16 protein-coding genes are annotated in these 16,349 nt (G+C 71.1%); 7 read left to right on the top strand and 9 right to left on the bottom strand.

Translation table 11 applies throughout. The annotated features are described in order from the left end of the window. The first annotated feature begins 19 nt into the window (after positions 1 to 19). Positions 20 to 1,195 carry a M24 family metallopeptidase gene (locus C464_RS10300; RefSeq protein ID WP_006113635.1) on the top strand — a complete coding sequence of 392 codons (1,176 nt, stop codon included), beginning with the start codon at positions 20 to 22 and terminating at the stop codon, positions 1,193 to 1,195. 87 nt (positions 1,196 to 1,282) lie between these two features. Beyond that, entirely contained in the window at positions 1,283 to 2,467 is a 1,185-nt protein-coding gene (locus C464_RS10295) for an MFS transporter (protein WP_049911066.1), read from the top strand. Here C464_RS10295 and C464_RS10290 read toward each other — a convergent pair. Together C464_RS10290 and C464_RS10285 are read right to left on the bottom strand one after the other, a co-directional pair. Further along, positions 2,461 to 3,009, bottom strand: coding sequence for a GrpB family protein (locus tag C464_RS10290; RefSeq protein ID WP_006113633.1), 549 nt, complete (start codon positions 3,007 to 3,009; stop codon positions 2,461 to 2,463). The genes C464_RS10295 and C464_RS10290 overlap by 7 nt on opposite strands. 198 nt (positions 3,010 to 3,207) lie before the next feature. Further along, positions 3,208 to 3,444, bottom strand: coding sequence for a hypothetical protein (locus C464_RS10285; RefSeq protein ID WP_006113632.1), 237 nt, complete (start codon positions 3,442 to 3,444; stop codon positions 3,208 to 3,210). A gap of 271 nt (positions 3,445 to 3,715) precedes the next feature. On the opposite strand from C464_RS10285, the gene C464_RS10280 reads away from it, so the two are divergent. Further along, the gene (locus tag C464_RS10280; protein WP_006113631.1) at positions 3,716 to 4,363 is read left to right on the top strand and encodes a hypothetical protein; all 648 of its coding nucleotides are present in this window, start codon (positions 3,716 to 3,718) and stop codon (positions 4,361 to 4,363) included. 52 nt (positions 4,364 to 4,415) lie between these two features. Continuing rightward, entirely contained in the window at positions 4,416 to 4,838 is a 423-nt protein-coding gene (locus tag C464_RS10275; protein WP_006113630.1) for a universal stress protein, read from the top strand. Positions 4,839 to 4,867: 29 nt separating this feature from the next. Here C464_RS10275 and C464_RS10270 read toward each other — a convergent pair whose 3' ends face one another. The 6 genes from C464_RS10270 to C464_RS10245 form a co-directional block, all read right to left on the bottom strand. Further along, positions 4,868 to 5,470, bottom strand: coding sequence for a CDP-alcohol phosphatidyltransferase family protein (locus C464_RS10270; RefSeq protein ID WP_006113629.1), 603 nt, complete (start codon positions 5,468 to 5,470; stop codon positions 4,868 to 4,870). A 26-nt stretch (positions 5,471 to 5,496) separates the two neighbouring features. Further along, positions 5,497 to 6,093, bottom strand: a complete 597-nt coding sequence (locus C464_RS10265) for an adenylate kinase family protein (RefSeq protein WP_006113628.1) — start codon at positions 6,091 to 6,093, stop codon at positions 5,497 to 5,499. Next, a complete protein-coding gene (gene hisC, locus C464_RS10260) occupies positions 6,090 to 7,184 on the bottom strand; it encodes a histidinol-phosphate transaminase (RefSeq protein ID WP_006113627.1) in 1,095 nt (364 codons plus the stop codon). Before hisC ends, C464_RS10265 begins: the two co-directional genes overlap by 4 nt. A gap of 102 nt (positions 7,185 to 7,286) precedes the next feature. Continuing rightward, positions 7,287 to 8,732 carry an HflX-like GTP-binding protein gene (locus C464_RS10255; protein ID WP_006113626.1) on the bottom strand — a complete coding sequence of 482 codons (1,446 nt, stop codon included), beginning with the start codon at positions 8,730 to 8,732 and terminating at the stop codon, positions 7,287 to 7,289. Between the two features lie 277 nt (positions 8,733 to 9,009). Continuing rightward, on the bottom strand, positions 9,010 to 9,753 hold the full coding sequence (locus C464_RS10250; RefSeq protein WP_006113625.1) for a fumarylacetoacetate hydrolase family protein: 744 nt from the start codon (positions 9,751 to 9,753) through the stop codon (positions 9,010 to 9,012). 78 nt (positions 9,754 to 9,831) lie between these two features. Next, a complete protein-coding gene (locus C464_RS10245; RefSeq protein ID WP_006113624.1) occupies positions 9,832 to 10,899 on the bottom strand; it encodes a zinc-ribbon domain-containing protein in 1,068 nt (355 codons plus the stop codon). 105 nt (positions 10,900 to 11,004) lie between these two features. Here C464_RS10245 and C464_RS10240 point away from each other — a divergent pair, with 105 nt between their 5' ends. From C464_RS10240 to C464_RS10230, 3 genes are all read left to right on the top strand, one after another. After that, positions 11,005 to 11,727 (top strand): metal-dependent hydrolase, encoded by a 723-nt coding sequence (locus C464_RS10240; protein WP_006113623.1) that lies wholly within the window; start codon positions 11,005 to 11,007, stop codon positions 11,725 to 11,727. A 315-nt stretch (positions 11,728 to 12,042) separates the two neighbouring features. After that, the gene (locus C464_RS10235; RefSeq protein WP_049911059.1) at positions 12,043 to 13,440 is read left to right on the top strand and encodes a sugar porter family MFS transporter; all 1,398 of its coding nucleotides are present in this window, start codon (positions 12,043 to 12,045) and stop codon (positions 13,438 to 13,440) included. An 81-nt stretch (positions 13,441 to 13,521) separates the two neighbouring features. Then, entirely contained in the window at positions 13,522 to 13,920 is a 399-nt protein-coding gene (locus tag C464_RS10230) for an OsmC family protein (protein ID WP_006113621.1), read from the top strand. A 42-nt stretch (positions 13,921 to 13,962) separates the two neighbouring features. Here C464_RS10230 and C464_RS10225 read toward each other — a convergent pair. After that, positions 13,963 to 16,349 (bottom strand): PAS domain-containing sensor histidine kinase (locus tag C464_RS10225; RefSeq protein ID WP_006113620.1); only part of this gene is annotated, 2,387 nt, incomplete at its 5' end.

Below are 16,349 nucleotides of genomic sequence, written 5' to 3'. Positions count from 1 at the left end.
CGCCCGAACAGGGAGACGTATGAACCGCACGCGGCTCGACGACCGCCTGTCAGACCTCGGCACCGACGGCTACCTCCTCGACGCCTCCCAAGAGGACGCGAACCAGCTGTACCTCTCCGGGTTCACCGGACCGGACCCGTTCCTCACGCTGTACGCGGACGGGGAGGTCCACGTCCTCGTCAGCGGGCTCGAATACGGTCGCGCGACGACCGAGGCGGCGGCCGACACGGTCGAGCGGCACGCCGACTACGACTACGAGTACGGCGGCCGCGAGGCGCGAAACGACATGTACGCGACGTTCGTCCGCGACAAGGGCGTCGAGTCCGTCTCGATGCCGCCGCGCGGTCCGGTCGGCACCGCGGACGCCCTCCGCGAGCGCGGTATCGACGTGGCCGTCGACACCGACGATCGGCTTCGGGAGGTCCGGGCGGTCAAGACCGACGAGGAGGTCGACGCGATCCGCGAGGCCCAGCGGGCGAACGAGGCGGCGATGCGCGCCGCCGAGGAGCTGATCGCCGGCGCGGACGTGGCGACCGAGGCCGACGACGCGGAGGCGGGCGTCCTGCTCCGCGACGGGGAGCCGCTCACCAGCGAGCGGGTGACCGAGGAGATCGAGGTCACCCTCCTCCGGCACGGCTGCGCGCTCGACGAGACGATCGTCGCCGGCGGCGCGCAGGCCGCGGACCCCCACGACCGCGGCTCGGGCCCGCTCCGCGCGGACGAGGCGATCATCGTCGACATCTTCCCGCGCTCGAAGGCGACGAAGTACAACGCCGACATGACGCGGACGTTCTGCGTCGGGGAGCCGAGCGAGACGCTCCGCGAGTGGTACGACCTCACCGAGCGGGCCCTCAACGCCGCGCTCGACGCGGTCGAACCGGGGACGACCGGCGAAGATGTCCACGCCGCCGCCTGCGAGGTGTACGAGGCGGCCGGCGAGCCCACGTTCCGAACCGACCCCGAGACGGAGACGGGCTTCATCCACTCGACCGGACACGGCATCGGCCTCGATGTCCACGAGTCGCCGCGGCTCGCGAACGGCGGCGGAGAGCTGGAGCCGGGCCACGTGATCACCGTCGAGCCCGGGCTCTACGACCCCGACGTGGGGGGCGTCCGGATAGAGGACCTCGTCGTCGTCACCGAGGACGGGTACGAGAACCTCACCGACTACCCGATTCGGTTCGCGGCGGAGTGACCTCGCGGGCAGGGAAATCCGCCCCCGACACCCGGCCCGTCTGACCGCGATCGGAAGCCGCTTTGACCCGTGTCCGGTACGGCGACCGTGAACTGGCGGTACGAACACACGGCGCTCGCGCTCTGTACGCTCGCGTTCACCGGCACGATGGTGGCGCGGCTGGTCGTCAGCCCGCTCGTCCCGCAGATCACGACGCAGTTCGACGTGACCAACGGCGTCGTCGGGCTCGCGCTCAGCGGGATGTGGCTCACCTACGCGCTGGCGCAGTTCCCCTCGGGCGTCCTCGGCGACCGCTTCGGCGAGCGCCGCGTCATCCTCGCCGCGGTGGGCGCGACCGCGGTCGCGTCGGTGCTCCTCGCCGCCTCGCCGTCGATGCTCGCGTTCGGGGTGTTCGCGGCCGCGCTCGGCGTGGGGGCCGGGCTCCACTACTCCGTCGCCACGACGTTCCTGACGCGGCAGTTCGACGACACCGGCCGCGCCATCGGCGTCCACGTCGCCGGCGGGCCGCTGGCCGGGCTCGCCGCGCCCCCGGCGGCCGCGCTGGTCGGGTCGCGGTACGGCTGGCGCGCCGGCGTCCTCCTCGGGGCCGCGGTCGCGGTCCCCGTGTTCGCGCTGTTCGCGTGGCGGGTCCGACCGACCGAGCCGCTGCGCCCCGACCAGCCGATGGGCGAGCGGTTCGCTGTCGGTCCGCTCGCCGAACTGCTGTCTCGGCCGCAGATCCTCTACACGACCGCCCTGGCGACGATGGGCGCGTTCACGTGGCAGGCGACCGCCTCCTTCCTCCCGACGTTCCTCGAGGTCGGCACGGGCCTGTCGAGCGCGCTGTCGGCGCTGCTGTTCTCGGCGTACTTCCTCGTCCACGGCGGCACCCAGCCCGTCACCGGGTCGATATCCGACCGGATCGGGCGCGACGCCACCGCGATGGTGACGATGGCCGCCGGCGTCGTCGGCTACGGGGGGCTCGTCGCGGCCGCGGCGCTGGACCTCGGACTGCCGGTCATCGTCGGTGCCGTCGGGCTCGTCGGGCTCGCGATGTCGTGGGGCGCGCCCATCCAGTCGCGGTTCATGGACCTGCTGTCCGGCGCCGAGCGGGGTGCCGGCTTCGGGCTCGTCCGGACCGCGTACATGGTGACCGGGGCCTCCGGGAGCGTCGTCGTCGGCAGCGTCTCCGACGCCGCGGGCTGGCCCGTCGCGTTCGGACTGCTGGCGTGCGTGATGGCGCTCGGGCTGGCGACGCTGACGGCGAACCGGCTCCTCGGTCTCGGCTACTGATCCCCCTCTGCGAACGACGGCAGTCGGTCCTCGTACCCCGCTTCGCGCGCTGCCTCCGTCAGGGACCGGACGACGTCGAACTTCGCGTCCGTGTACGCCTCCATGTCGTCCGGGTGTTCGGCGGCCGCTTCGCGCTTGACCCGGGCGTACTCCTCGCGGGCATCGGGGTGGTCGGCGAGGTACTCCCGGAACAGGAGGATCGGCCGCCACTGGTCCGCGTCGACGGTGTGCATCCGTACCGCGACGACGTGATCCGGCTCTCGCCGCAGCGCGACGACCGTGTCGTCGGCGTCGTGCTCCCGTTCAAACTCCCCCGCGGTGAGCCCGTCCGCGGCGGCGCGCATGCCTGCCCCGGTGGTGTACACCGGCATCACGTCCAGGACCGGCTTCCCCGGAACGCCGGGAATAGCGGTGCTACCGACGTGGAACACGTCGCACAGCCGGTCGTCCGAGGCGTCCACGACGCGGTCGCGCACCGAGGAGTACCGGTCGTCCCACACGGGGTCGCGCTCGAGCGACACGCCGTCTTCTTTCGGGTCCACGGCTGACCGGTTCGTAGCCGTTCCACGCGGAAAAATATGTTCTCTGTATGAAATTACAGATCTCAGTACTAATTCGGACGTGGTATTGATATATCTCCTTTCTGTGCCGGGCCGACGGGTCCGAGTGCCGGGCCGACGGGTCCGAGCGCCGGGCCGGTGGCTCAGCGGGGTCGAGGCAACTTCCGCGTCGGGACGGCGCTAGAGCCGGTCGTCTTCGAGGCTGCCGGGGTCTTCCGCGGTGTCGAACATGTTGTTCTCCGCGCCGTCGAGCATCTCGTCGCGGGGCTCCTCGTCGACGACGGTCACGTTGTACGCCTCGATGCCGGACGCGATGAGGTCCTCGGCGGCCTGCTCCTCGGAGACGAACTCCTGTTCCGCGAGCTGCTGAAACTCCGCGTACACGTCGTCCGAGAGGTTCAGTTCGAAAGTGGGCATACCCCTCGTTCCGACCGGACGCTTTTAAATCGTTCCCTCGGGCAGCTCCGGGACGGCCCCCGGGAGCGAGGGCGGCGGTCGGACTCCTCGGTCCGCTGGGGCCGGGTGGCTCGATACGCGGCACCTGTGCCGCCGCGGAGGCGACCCGCGAGTCACTCCGAGAGCGGACCCTGATCATATACGTCTGCCGTTCTACGTACCGATGTGTACGGTCCGTGTCTCCGAGCGGTGACGAGAGTCGGCCACCGTCGAATCGGGAGGGAGCGATCGTATGCCCGGTGAGACGACGGACTGGTCCGATCGACTACGCCGCTCGCGAACCGCGTTGACGCTGTACTTCCGGCGGCTGCTGTCGCCCCCGCTCCCGGGAGACGGGCTGCTGTTGTTCGGGTTCTTCGAGGGAGTGATCGGGTGGGGGCTCTCCTGGGCGTTCAGCCGCGATCCGAGCCTCGCCCCGTTCGGATTGATCCAGTCGATCGTCGGCGTCTGGGCCGTGTTGACCGTCGGGATCGTCGTCTTCGGCGTGACCTACACCACGCCGACCGTGCGCCGCAACCGCGTCTGGGTGGTCTGGGGAGGGCTGAACCTCGCTGCGACGCTCGTCAACGTCGCCGCCCTCCTCGAGGTCGTCCCGTCCGGCGCGGTACGGTACGCGTACTGGCACCCGTGGCTGGCGGTGATCGGGATCGGCTATCTCGTCACGGCGCTGTACGACTGGGAGAGCCCGCAGATACGGCGGCAAGAGCGGATCGTCTACGCCGCGACGGGCGTGGTGACGCTCGGTCTCCTCGCGGGGAGCCTCGGCCCGCTACGCGCGTTCGTCACGCTACACGTCTTCGCGATCGGCGCGGCCGTTCACCTCGTTCCGATCGGCCACGACGTGCTCGCCGACGCGGTGCTCATCGCCCGGCGGCAGTGACGCGACCACCGCGGTTCCGACGACGGAGAACGGACCCCGACGGCTTACGAGTATGTACGACACGATCCTCTTTCCGACGGACGGCAGCGAAGCGACGATCGGCGCCGCGGAACACGCGTTCAGTCACGCCGAGCGGTACGACGCGTCGATACACGTCCTCTCCATCGTCGAGGTCGCCGGCGGTCTCGGCACCGCCGGTCGAGAGCGGGCGGCGCTCGACGAGCGACGTGACGAGCGCGCCTCGGCGGCCGAGCGGGTCGTCTCGGAGGTCGAACCAGACGGGGTCGAGACGACGGTCGCGGTCGAGTTCGGCAGTCCCGCGAGGGTGATCACCGACTACGTCGACCGGAACGCGATCGACCTCGTGGTGATGAGTACGAAGGGGCGAAGCGGAGCGGAACGGATCGTCTTCGGCAGCATCACGGACGAGGTCGTCCGTCGCGCGGACGCACCCGTGCTCGCGGTCCGGCGATGAGGCCGCCGGGCGGTCGGTGACCCCGACGCTCAGAGGTCGCTCCACGCGCCGAGGAACCGCTGGACTGCGGTCAGATGCCCGACGACGGCGAACAGCGCGAGCAGGAGCCCGACGACGTTCAGCCCGGCGACGATCGGTGCGGAGTAGACTGCGGCGACGACGCCCACGACGCCGATCAGCGCGAGCCGGTCGGCCCGGCCGAGGAGGCCCCCGTACTCGCGGCCGATGCCGACCGCCTGGATCTGGGTGCCGAGGTAGGAGGTGAGGAGGACGCCGGTGACCGCGGCGAAGCCGAGCGCGTACGCCTCGACCCCGGCCGTGAGCCCCGCGATGACCGCCACGTCGGCGTAGCGGTCGAGGACGTGGTCGAGGAAGTCGCCGCCGTCGGAGGCGATCCCCTGGTGGCGCGCGAGCGCCCCGTCGACGACGTCGAGCCACCCGTTGAGGAGGACGAGCAGCGCGCCGGCCGCGTAGAGGGACGGCGACCCCGCGGCGAACGCCCCGGCGGCCGCGACCGCGACGAGGAAGGCGATCACGCTCACCTGGTCCGGCGAGAGGCCGAGCCTGTCGGCCGCGGACACCCACGGGCCGAGCAGGCGGTCCGCCACCGAACGGTACTGGTCGAGGGTCATCTACCGTCTCGACCGTCTCGACCGGCTCATATATAATCGATGAAGTCCACGGTGCCGGCGCTCGGCTCGCGCTCCCCCTCCGCCGCCGCCCGGATCGCGTCGGCGACCGCCTCGGGGTCGCGGTCGGTGGCGTCCACCTCGTAGACGTTCCCCGCGCCGTGCTCGGCGACCGCCTCGGAGAGGATCACGTCGAGCGCCTCGCTCTCGGCGTTCTCGGCGGCCGTTTCGGTCGACTCGCCGCGCGCTTCGAGGCGGGACTCGATCGTCTCGGGGTGACACCGCAACACGACGACGCGGTCGGCGTCGAACCGGTGCGCGAGGTGGGAGTCGAGGATCCCCGACCAGTCGCCGAGGTCCTCGCGGACCGCGTCGAGGTCGGCGACGAGCGTGTCGCGGCCGTCGTCGCGCTCGGTCCAGAGGTCGTCGTCGGACTTGATCCGGTCGTTGAGGTGGATCACGTTGTATTCGCCTTCGAGCAGCGCCGTCGCGGTCGTCTTGCCGGTTCCGGGCGTGCCCGTGACCGCGACGCGCTCGGCGGGGCCGCGGTCGGGGCTATCGCCGCCCTCGGAACCGTCGCCTGCCTCGGCGTCGGCGTCGTCCGGGGACTCGTCCCCCGCCGTCACGCCCGAACACCGAGTCCGAGGTCCGCCAGCGTCTCGTTGAGCAGGTCGACCGCCTCGCGGGTCTCCTCGCGGGTCCCCGTCGAGATCCGGACGTGTTCCGGCAGCCCGAACGAGGTACAGTCGCGGATGATCACGCCGCGCTCCTGCGCCGCCTCCGCGACGCGCTCGCCGTCGCCGACCGCGGCGAGGACGAAGTTGCCGGCGGAGTCGACGGTGGGGGCGTCGAGTTCGTCCGCGATGTACTCCCGGGCCCAGCGCGCGGACTCGATCGACTGCTCGACGTGGTCGTCGTCGTCGAGCGCGGCGAGGGCGGCCCGGCAGGCGAGTTCGTTCGCCGCGAACGGGGTGTTGACGCGGGCGTACGCCTCGCCCCACGCCTCGGGGACGACGCTGTAGCCGATCCGGAGTCCGGCGAGGCCGTACGCCTTCGAGAAGGTGCGGAGGACCGCCACGTCGTCGCGCTCGTCGGCGAGCGGGATCGCGCTGTCGACGTCGGAGAACTCGCCGTACGCCTCGTCGACGACGACCAGCGTCTCCGGCGCGGTCGCGTCCGCGACCGCCTCGACCTCGTCGAGCGGCATCGTCGATCCCGAGGGGTTGTGCGGGGAGGTGACGTAGACGATCCGCTCGCCCCCGTAGGCGGACAGCACCGTCTCCGCGTCCTGCGCGAAGCCGTCGGCGGTCGAGAGTTCGTACTCGGTCACCTCGCCGTGGTGGTACCGCGAGGACATCGCGTAGTACGCGAAGCCCGGACTCGGCACCAGCACCTCGTCGCCCGGCTCAAGCGCGGCTCGAGAGAGGTAGTCGATCGAGCCGTCGGCACCGGGGGAGACCCACACCTGCTCGTCCCCGATCCCCCACTTCTCGGCGATCCTCGCGGTGAGGTCCGTGTGCGAGGACTTCGGGTACTGGTTCACCCGGTCGGCGTGGTCGCGGATCGCTTCGACGGCCGCCGGGCTCGGGCCGTGCGGGTTCTCGTTCGAGGAGAGTTTGATGAGGTCGTCGGGGTCGATCCCGCGCTCGCGGGCGACCTCCTCGACGCCCCGCCCGGGCACGTACGGCGAGTGATCGGAGAGATCCCGTGGTCGCATGCCCGGAAGTCGGGGGCGGTCGGGCTTAAGGGTGGTCTTGACGGACGCCGGTCACGGCGTACCGGGCCGGGGTCGGTTACGACGCCGCCGGGTCGGAGGCGGTCACGGCGACGAACCCGCGCCGCGCAGCCGCCGCTCCGCCTCGGCGACGACGTCGGGCCGCCCCGCCAGATCGACGGCGATGGTCTCACCGGCGTACTCGACGTCCGTGACGACGCTCCGGTCGTACGCCCACGAGAGCGCGGCCTGCGCGTCGCCACCGTTCGCGACCTCGACGGTCGCGGTCGCCGTCGGGAGCGCGTCCGCCACCGCGTCCGCGAGGTCGGCGAGCCCCGACTCGTCTCGGGCGCTCACCGGGATCGGCGACCGGAGCGCGTCGACGACGGGCGCGTCCCGCGGGTCGAGGTCGGCGACGGCGGCCTCGTACGCCTCGACAGCGGCCCCGAGGCCGTCCGCGTCGACCCCGTCCGCCTTCGACAGGACGGGGATCACCGGGCCGTCGGTCGCCTCGATCGCCGACAGCGACGCGCGGAGCTTCCGACGGAGGTCGGCGGGGTCGTCGCTCGCGTCGACGACGAGCAGCGCGCAGTCGGCGGCCCGGATCGCGTCGATCGTCGCGCGGAACGAGCGCACCGACTCGTGCGGCAGTCCGTCGAGGAACCCGACGGTGTCGGTAAGCAGGGTGCGCCGGCCGCCGACGGTCGCGCGGCGCGTCGTCGTCGAGAGCGTCTCGAACGGGCGGTCGGCGACCGCGAGCGGTCCGGCGTCGTCCGCCGGGTCCCTCGCGGCTGTGTCGGCACGCTCCGCGGGGCGAGCGGGAGCCTCCCCGTCGAAGTCGGGGTCGTCGACCTCGTCCGCGAGCCGGCGGGCCAGCGTCGACTTCCCGGCGTTGGTGTAGCCCGCGAGGGCGATCAGGTCGAACCCGGCGTCGCGGCGTTCGGCGCGGCGCGCCGCCCGGTCGTCGGCGATCTCGTCGAGCGCGCGTTCGGCCGTCTCGATCCGCTTCTCGACGTCGAGGACGCGGCTGTCGCCCTCCGGCCGGAGGCGCACGTCCTCGCTCGCGTCGCGGGCGACCGCCTCTCTGAGCCGCGGCAGCTCGTACCGGAGCCGCGCCAGCTCTAGCTGTCGGTCCGCGGCCCGCGAGTCGGCGGCGTCGGCGAACAGCTCCAGGACCAGCCGCGGGCGGTCGACGACCGCGGTCCCGGTCGGCAGCAGGTCGCCGAGGGAGAACGTCTGCCCCGGGGAGAGTCCCCCGTCGTAGACGACCGCGTCCGCGTCCGTGTCGGCCGCGAGCCGCATCAGCTCCTCGGCCTTCCCGCGCCCGAGGTCGTAGGTCGGGTCCTCGCGCCGCCGCTGGATGACCTCGCCGACGACCGCGTAGCCGGCCGCGGCGGCCAGCTCGCGGACCTCCGTCGTGTCCGGCCGGTCGCCGTCGGACCGCGCCGCGACCACGGCCCGGGTCGCGTCGGCGTGCGGGGTCTCGGTCTCGCGTGCGTCTGGTCCGCTCGATGCGTCGCGTTCGTTCGTCGCGTCGTCGTCTCGTGACATTCGGTCGGGCGCTCGCGTCGGCCCGGAGAGGGGAGCGTCTCGCTCCGCGTGTGGTCTCGGCGGCGCGTCTGATGGGGCCGGTCCGCGTCGGGTCGGCCGTTCCGCGTCCCATGGGGCTGGTCCGCGTCGGATCGCGCTGCGGCGGTGCCGTCAGGAGTCGGCGACGAACGAACTGGTCTCCATACCTCCGACTCCGGCGGCTCACACATAAGCGTTCACCGGAAACGAGGTGTGGTACCGAACGGCAGGAAACGGCGGAATCGATCGGTCGGGCGTTTCAGGGCACGCGAACGTCGTGTTCCAGCGTGCCGACGCCCTCGATCTCGACCTCGACGGTGTCGCCGTCGGCGAGCGCGCCGACCCCCTCGGGCGTCCCCGTGGCGATGACGTCGCCGGGTTCGAGCGTGAGGTACGTCGTGATCTCCTCGATCAGCGTCGGCACGTCGAAGATCATGTGCTCGCGGTCGCTCGACTGCTTCGTCTCGCCGTTGACGCGGAGCTCGACGCTCGCGTCCGCCGGGACCTCGTCGGGCGTCGCGAGGACCGGCCCGAGGGGCGCCGCACCGTCGAACGCCTTTCCGCGCACCCAGTTCTGCTCGCGGTCCTGGTCGTCGCGGTTCGACACGTCGTTCAGACACGTGAATCCGGCGACGACGTCCATCGCGTCGGCGGCGTCGACCGCCTTACACTGCTCGCCGATCACGACCGCGAACTCCGCCTCCCAGTCGATCCGGTCTTTGCCGGCCGGGACGGTCACGGTGTCGCCGTGGCTCGCCACCGCGTTCGGCGGCTTGAGGAAGAGCAGGGGGCGGTCCGGCACGTCGTTGCCGAGTTCGGCGGCGTGGTCGGCGTAGTTGCGGCCGATACAGACGATCTTCGAGGGCTCGGTCGGCGCGAGCACGTCGATCGCGGGGTCCGAGAGCGCGTACTCCTCGCCGCCGAAGGCGACCGTGTCGGCCTCCGGGTCGTACTCGCCCTCGCGGATCGATCCGGCCGGGTCGCGGAACCGTGCGCGGTACATACGGGACCGATCGGAGGGCGACCGGAAAAGCGTTCGCGGAGAGGCAATCGGCGACCGAGACGGTCGCGCCCCGTCGACTCACTCGGTCGTCTCGGTGACCCGCTCGCCGTCGTCGGAGTCGTCGGTCGCCGAGTCGCCGTCGACCGCGGTTCCGTCCGCAGAGAGGTCGTCGAGCGACGGGGCGTCGCCGCGGTCGCCGAACACCTCCGAGCGCGCGCAGTCGACGCAGTAGTGATTGTGCCGGATCGAGTGCGTCCGAACCGGGACGCCGGCGACGACCGTCTCGTCCCGCCGCCGCCTGACGAGGCCGCGCTCGAACGCCTCGCCGCAGACGACGCAGGGGTCGTCGACGGACTCCGGCGGCCGAACGATCCGGTGGTCGACCGTCTTCTGACGGCCGAACGCGGTGACCCCGTGCCGGCGGTCGAGCCGTCGCCTGACCGGCGGGGCCGTGCCCAGCCCGAGCCCGGCGAACGCGAGGCCGATCAGGGCGGCGGGCGGGGAGCCGGTCGTCCCCGCGAAGAAGACGATCCACCCGCCGATAAGCAGCAGGAGCGCTGTCAGGACGTACGCGGTGGCCGTCTCTACTCGGCCGGACTCTTTGACGCGCGACGGGGCGCGCGCGGGTGTCTCGTCGCCGCGCACGAGCCGCCGGCGCTCGGCCAGCTTGGAGTAGTGCCACCAGCCGTACAACAGGTTCCCGATGCCGCTGGTGAAGACGAACAGGAGGACGTGGACCCCGACGGAGCCGATCCCTCTGTCGACGATGACGACGCGGTCGCCGTCGTCTCGTTCGATGTCCCACCCGGCGTCGAGGTGGTCTTGGACTCGGCGGCGGAACGCGGGCGAACTCTCCCGCGGGGTCGCCGAGCGCGACGGGGACCGCCCCGCCCCGCTCGACCGCTCGGCCGGGCCGGTCGACCGCGCGGCGTCGACGGGGTCGCCGCCCGAGCGCGACGCGCCGCAGTTCGAACAGAACCGGTCGTCGTCGTCGAACCGCTCGCCGCACTCGGAGCAGTAGCTCGGACCGGAGGGGTCGCCGACGTCGGCACCGCAGCCGGGGCAGAAGCTCGCCCCGGCCGGGACGGCCTCGTCGCAGGCCGGACACGCGGCTGGACCGCCGGGCTCGCTTGTCTGGGAGGGCATTCGCCCGAAGTTCGCGCTCGGCCCTGTTAATTGCTTTCGCCGTCGGGCGACGGCTTGCGCGGCGTCGAGTTTTATTACGCCGCGTCGAGACGTACGGAACGGACTATGGAACTCACCTGGCACGGCCACTCCACGTGGCACGTCGTCGTCGACGATACGGAGCTGCTCATCGACCCGTTCTTCGACAACCCGAAGACCGAGGTCGACCCCGCGGCGCTCGACCCCGACTACCTGCTTCTGACTCACGGGCACGGGGACCACATCGCCGACGCGGGCGAGTTCGAGGACGCCACCGTGGTCGCCACCCCGGAGCTGACCGCGTACGTCGAAGAGCACTTCGGCCTCGAGAACACCGTCCCGGCCGGCGGCATGAACATCGGCGGCACCGTCGAGTGCGGCGACGCGTGGGTGACGATGGTCCGCGCGGACCACTCGAACGGCATCGAGAACGACCCCGACTACGCCGGCGGCATGCCGACCGGGTTCGTGATCGGCGACAAGAAGCCGACGCAGGAGTCGGACGCCGACTGTACCACCTTCTACCACGCCGGAGACACGGGGCTGATGTCCGAGATGGTCGACGTGATCGCGCCGTACCTCGAGCCGGACGCCGCCGCCCTGCCCGCCGGCGACCACTTCACGATGGGGCCCGCGGGCGCTGGAATCGCCGCCGACTGGGTGGGGGCCGACGTCGTCTTCCCGATGCACTACGACACCTTCGGACCGATCGAGATCGAGACGCGCGAGTTCGTCAACGAGGTGAAAGCCGCCGGAGCCGCCGCGGAACCGGTCGTCTTGGACGGCGACGAGACGTACACGTTGGAGTAGCGCGAGGGGCGTTCCGTGCCCTCGGCGACGGGGCGGCGACCGGGCTTTTTTCGCGAGGCGACGGCGCGTTCGCGGAGCGCGACGTCCGCGTGTGATCCCCGTCTCGAGCCCGCGTTCGGCGTTCCGTTGCCGCGCCGCGAGTCCCGACCCCGCGGCGGACCGGATATAAAATGCTATTCGGATCCGAATAAATATAATCTCTTCGAGCGTAGATTCCGTCGCGCTGCTCCGGCATAGATATATTGAATATACGTAAATTAATAATAAATCAGAAGCTTTCTAAATAAAAGATGGTTAGCGCCGGATCGGCACACCATGTCAACCGCCGATATGCGGGCCGTGATCCGGGGTGACGGCGGACGCTTCGTGTACGTCGTCTCCGCGCTCGCGGCGCTCAACGGACTCCTGTTCGGGTTCGACACGGGGATCATCTCCGGAGCCATCCTCTTCATCGACACCACCTTCGAGTTGAGTCCCTTGGTGGAGGGGATCGTCGTCAGCGGCGCGATGGTCGGCGCGGCGGCCGGCGCGGCCGTCGGCGGGCAACTGTCCGACCGGATCGGCCGCAAGCGGTTCATCCTGCTGTCGGCCGGGGTGTTCTTTCTCGGCTCGTTCCTCATGGCGGTCGCGCCGACCGTCGAGGTGCTCGTCGCGGGGCGGATGATCGACGGGATCGCCATCGGGTTCGCGTCGATCGTCGGCCCGCTGTACATCTCCGAGATCGCGCCCCCCGCCGTCCGCGGGGGGCTCACCTCGCTGAACCAGCTGATGGTCACCGCGGGGATCCTCTCCTCGTACTTCGTCAACTACGCCTTCTCTGGCTCCGGGTCGTGGCGGGTCATGCTCGGCGCGGGGATGGTCCCCGCCGTCGTGCTCGCCGCGGGAATGTCCCGGATGCCCGAGAGCCCGCGGTGGCTCTACGAGCAGGGGCGGACCGACGAGGCCCGCGCGGTCCTCCGCCGCACGCGCGAGGGCGAGATCGACTCGGAGCTGTCGGAGATCGAGGCGACCGTCGAGACGCAGTCCGGAAACGGGGTCCGCGACCTGCTCAGCCCGTGGATGCGCCCGGCGCTGATCGTCGGCCTCGGCCTCGCGGTCTTCCAGCAGATCACCGGAATCAACGCGGTGATGTACTACGCGCCGACGATCTTGGAGTCGACCGCGTTCGGTAGCTCGCAGTCCATCCTCGCCTCGGTCGCCATCGGGACCGTCAACGTCGTCATGACCGTGGTCGCGATCCTCCTCGTCGACCGCGTCGGGCGGCGACCCCTCCTGCTCGTCGGGACCGGGGGGATGATCGGTTCGCTCACCGTCGCCGGCCTCGTGTTCCAGTTCGCGGACCCGACGGGCGGAATGGGGTGGCTGGCGACGCTCACGCTCGTCTCGTTCGTCGCGTCCTTCGCGATCGGACTCGGACCGGTGTTCTGGCTGCTGATATCCGAGATCTATCCGCTCGCCGTCCGCGGAAGCGCGATGGGGCTGGTGACCGTCGCCAACTGGCTCGCGAACCTCGTGGTGGCGCTGTCGTTCCCCGTGCTGCTCGACGGCCTCGGGACTCCGACGACGTTCTGGCTGTTCGGCGCGTGTAGCGTCGTCGCGCTGCTTTTCACCTACCGCACCGTGCCCGAGACGAACGGCCGGACGTTGGAGGCGATCGAGGCCGATCTCCGAGGCGCAACCGGACTGGGGGCCGACGCGTCCGACGACGACTGAGGCCGGCCGACCGGTCGCGGCGGCTTCGCCGTCCCGATGCCGGTAAGCTTTATCCTCGCGAGACCGAACCGGAAGACGAACATGGCAGACATCGAGACATCTACGGTTTCCGAATCGGGATACGCCAGCACGAGTCAGGTCGGCGAGTTCGACCTCCAGATCGACGCGACCGACGAGACGGGGCCGAACCCGAACGCGACGCTCGTCGCCACCTACGCCTCCTGTTACCTCCCGGCGTTCCGCGTCGGCGGCAGCCAGCGCGGCGAGGAGGAGCTCGGGAAGATCCAGATCGACGCCAGCGCCGAACTCGACGACCACGACGACCTCGAGTCGATCGCCTTCGACGTCCACGTCGAGGCCGACCTCGACGACGAGACCGCCGCCGATGTCGCCGAGCGCGCCGAGGGGATCTGTCACGTCCACAGTGCGCTCCGCGAGGAGCTGTACGCCGACGTCAGCGTCTACACCGGCGCGTTCTGAGCCGGGCCGACGCCGTCAGAACTCTTTTCGCGCGCCGAACGCTCAGTCCTGCGACTCGACGGCCTCCGGGGCAGACGCCGGCCGGTCGACGCCGGTGAACTCGAACCGAGCGCCGCCGCGCTCGCCCTCCGTCACCGCGACCTCCCAGCCGTGCGCCTCGGCGATGCGCTGGACGATGGAGAGCCCGAACCCGGTGCCGGTCTCCGAGGTGGTATAGCCGCTCTCGAACACCTCGTCGCGGTGGTCCGCGTCGATCCCGGGCCCGTCGTCCGCGACGTAGAAGCCGTCCGGGAGGTCGCCGACGACGACGCGCTCCCCGCCGTGTTCGTCGGCGTTTCGGAACAGGTTCCCGAGCAGCTGGCCGACCCGCCCGGGGTCGGCACAGATCTCGCCGTCGGCCTCGACCGCGACCGCGACGCGGGGCTCTCCCCCGGTGTCGTCGCCGCCGAAGGGGTCGCCGCCGTCGGCCGACTCGAACGCGTCGTCGCTGTACCGGGCGGCCAGCTCGCCGAGGTGAACAGGCTCGAACGAGCCGACCGCCTCGCCCTGTTTGGCGAGCGTCAGCACGTCCTCGATCAGGCGCTCCATCTCGTCGAGCGCGCGCTCGCAGCGGTCGAAGTACGAGTCGTCCCCGGTCTCGCGGGCGAGCCGGAGGTACCCCGAGAGGACGTTGAGCGGGTTCCGGAGGTCGTGTGACACGATGGAGGCGAACTCGTCGAGCCGCTCGTTCTCGCGTTCGATCCGGCGCTCGTACGCCTTGCGCTCCGAGACGTCCCGGCTGCTCGCGAGGAACCGGTCTTCGCCCTGAACGTCGATCCGCCTGACGTGGACTTCGGCGGGGAACGAGCTCCCGTCGGCGCGGGAGAACGTCGTCTCTACCCGGACCGTCTCGTCCATCTCGAGGCCCTGCCAGAGCCGCTTCCCCTCGTCGGGGTCGAGCTGGGTGTCGACGTCCCAGACGTCCATGCCGACGACCTCGTCGCGGTCGTAGCCGAGCTCCTGGGTCATCGACCGGTTCACGTCGACGATCTCGCCCCCCTCGTCGTGGATGTCGATCATGTCCGGGGAGCGCTCGAACAGCGCCTCCAGCCGGGCCGAGGTGCGTTCGAGCCGCCGCTGCCGACGTCGCTCCTCGGTCACGTCCCGGGCGATACAGAGCACGCCGTCGAACTCCCCGTCGATGACGAGCCGGGTGAGGTCGTAGTCGACGATCATCTCCCCGGTGGGGAGCTCGAGGTCCGTCGTTCCCGTGATCGAGTCGCGGTCGCCATCGACGAGCGCCGCGAACGGGTCGTCTCCGGTCGTCTCGCGGAGCCGGTCGCCGAGGCGGCTCTCCCGTCCGACGAGCCGGTCGGGGGTGGTGTCGTACACGTCGGCGAGGCGGTCGTTGACGAGCGTGAACCGCCCGTCGGCGTCGTACACGCAGACGGAGTCGGGCAGCTCGTTGACGAGCCGTCGGTACCGTTCGAGGTCGCGCTCGCGCTCCTTCTCCTCGGTGACGTCGATGTGGATCCCGACCGCGCGGAGCGGGTCGCCGCCCTCGTCCCACTCGACGACGCGGCCGCGGTCGCGGATCCACCGCCACTCGCCGGACTTCGTCCGCATCCGGAAGTCGGACTGATAGAGGTCGGTCTCGCCGTCGAAGTGCGCCTCGATGGCGCGCCACGCGGCGTCGATGTCGTCCGGGTGGACCCGCTCCTCCCACGTCGACAGGTCGAACGCGAGCTCCTCGGTGTCGTGGCCCAGCATCGACGCCCACCGCTCGTCGAACCGCACCTCGTCCGTCTCGACGTTCCAGTCCCAGACGCCGACGTCCGCGCCCTCGATAGCCAACTGGAGTCGCTCGGATAGCTCGTGGAGCTTCCGCTCGCGCTCCTTCCGCTCGGTCACGTCGCGGAGGTACAGCGCGACCCCGTCACGGGCGGGGTAGGCGTTCACGACGAGGTCCGCGCCGAGCCGGTCGACGTGCTGTTCGAAGCGCACCGGCTCGCCGGTCTCGGCGGCCTCCCGGAGGGTCGCCTCGCCGTCGCTGCCGACCGTTCCGGGAAACAGGTCCCAGAGCCGCTCTCCCAAGAGGTCGGCGGCGTCGAGGTCGATCAGCTCCGCCGCGCGGTCGTTGAGGTACGTCACCCGCCAGTCGCGGTCGACCTCGCAGAACGCGTCGGAGACGCGGTCCAAGTGCTCGGCGACCCGGCGCTCGCCCCGCGTCCGCGAGGCGAGCCGGTCGATGGCGGCCGCGAGCTGCGCGTACGGGTCGTCGCCCGCCCCCTTACAGACGTACTCGTCGACGCCCGCGGAGACCGCCTCGCTGGCGACCGCCTCCGACCCCGCGCCGGTGAACAGCACGAACGGGAGGTCGCCGTGTCGCTCGCGGACGGTTTCGAGCAGTTCGAACCCGTCGGTCTCGCGCATCTCGTAGTCCGAGACGA

The organism is Halorubrum coriense DSM 10284 (genome assembly GCF_000337035.1).
GTDB classification, from domain to species: domain Archaea; phylum Halobacteriota; class Halobacteria; order Halobacteriales; family Haloferacaceae; genus Halorubrum; species Halorubrum coriense.
This window is presented reverse-complemented; position numbering and strand designations above follow the sequence as displayed.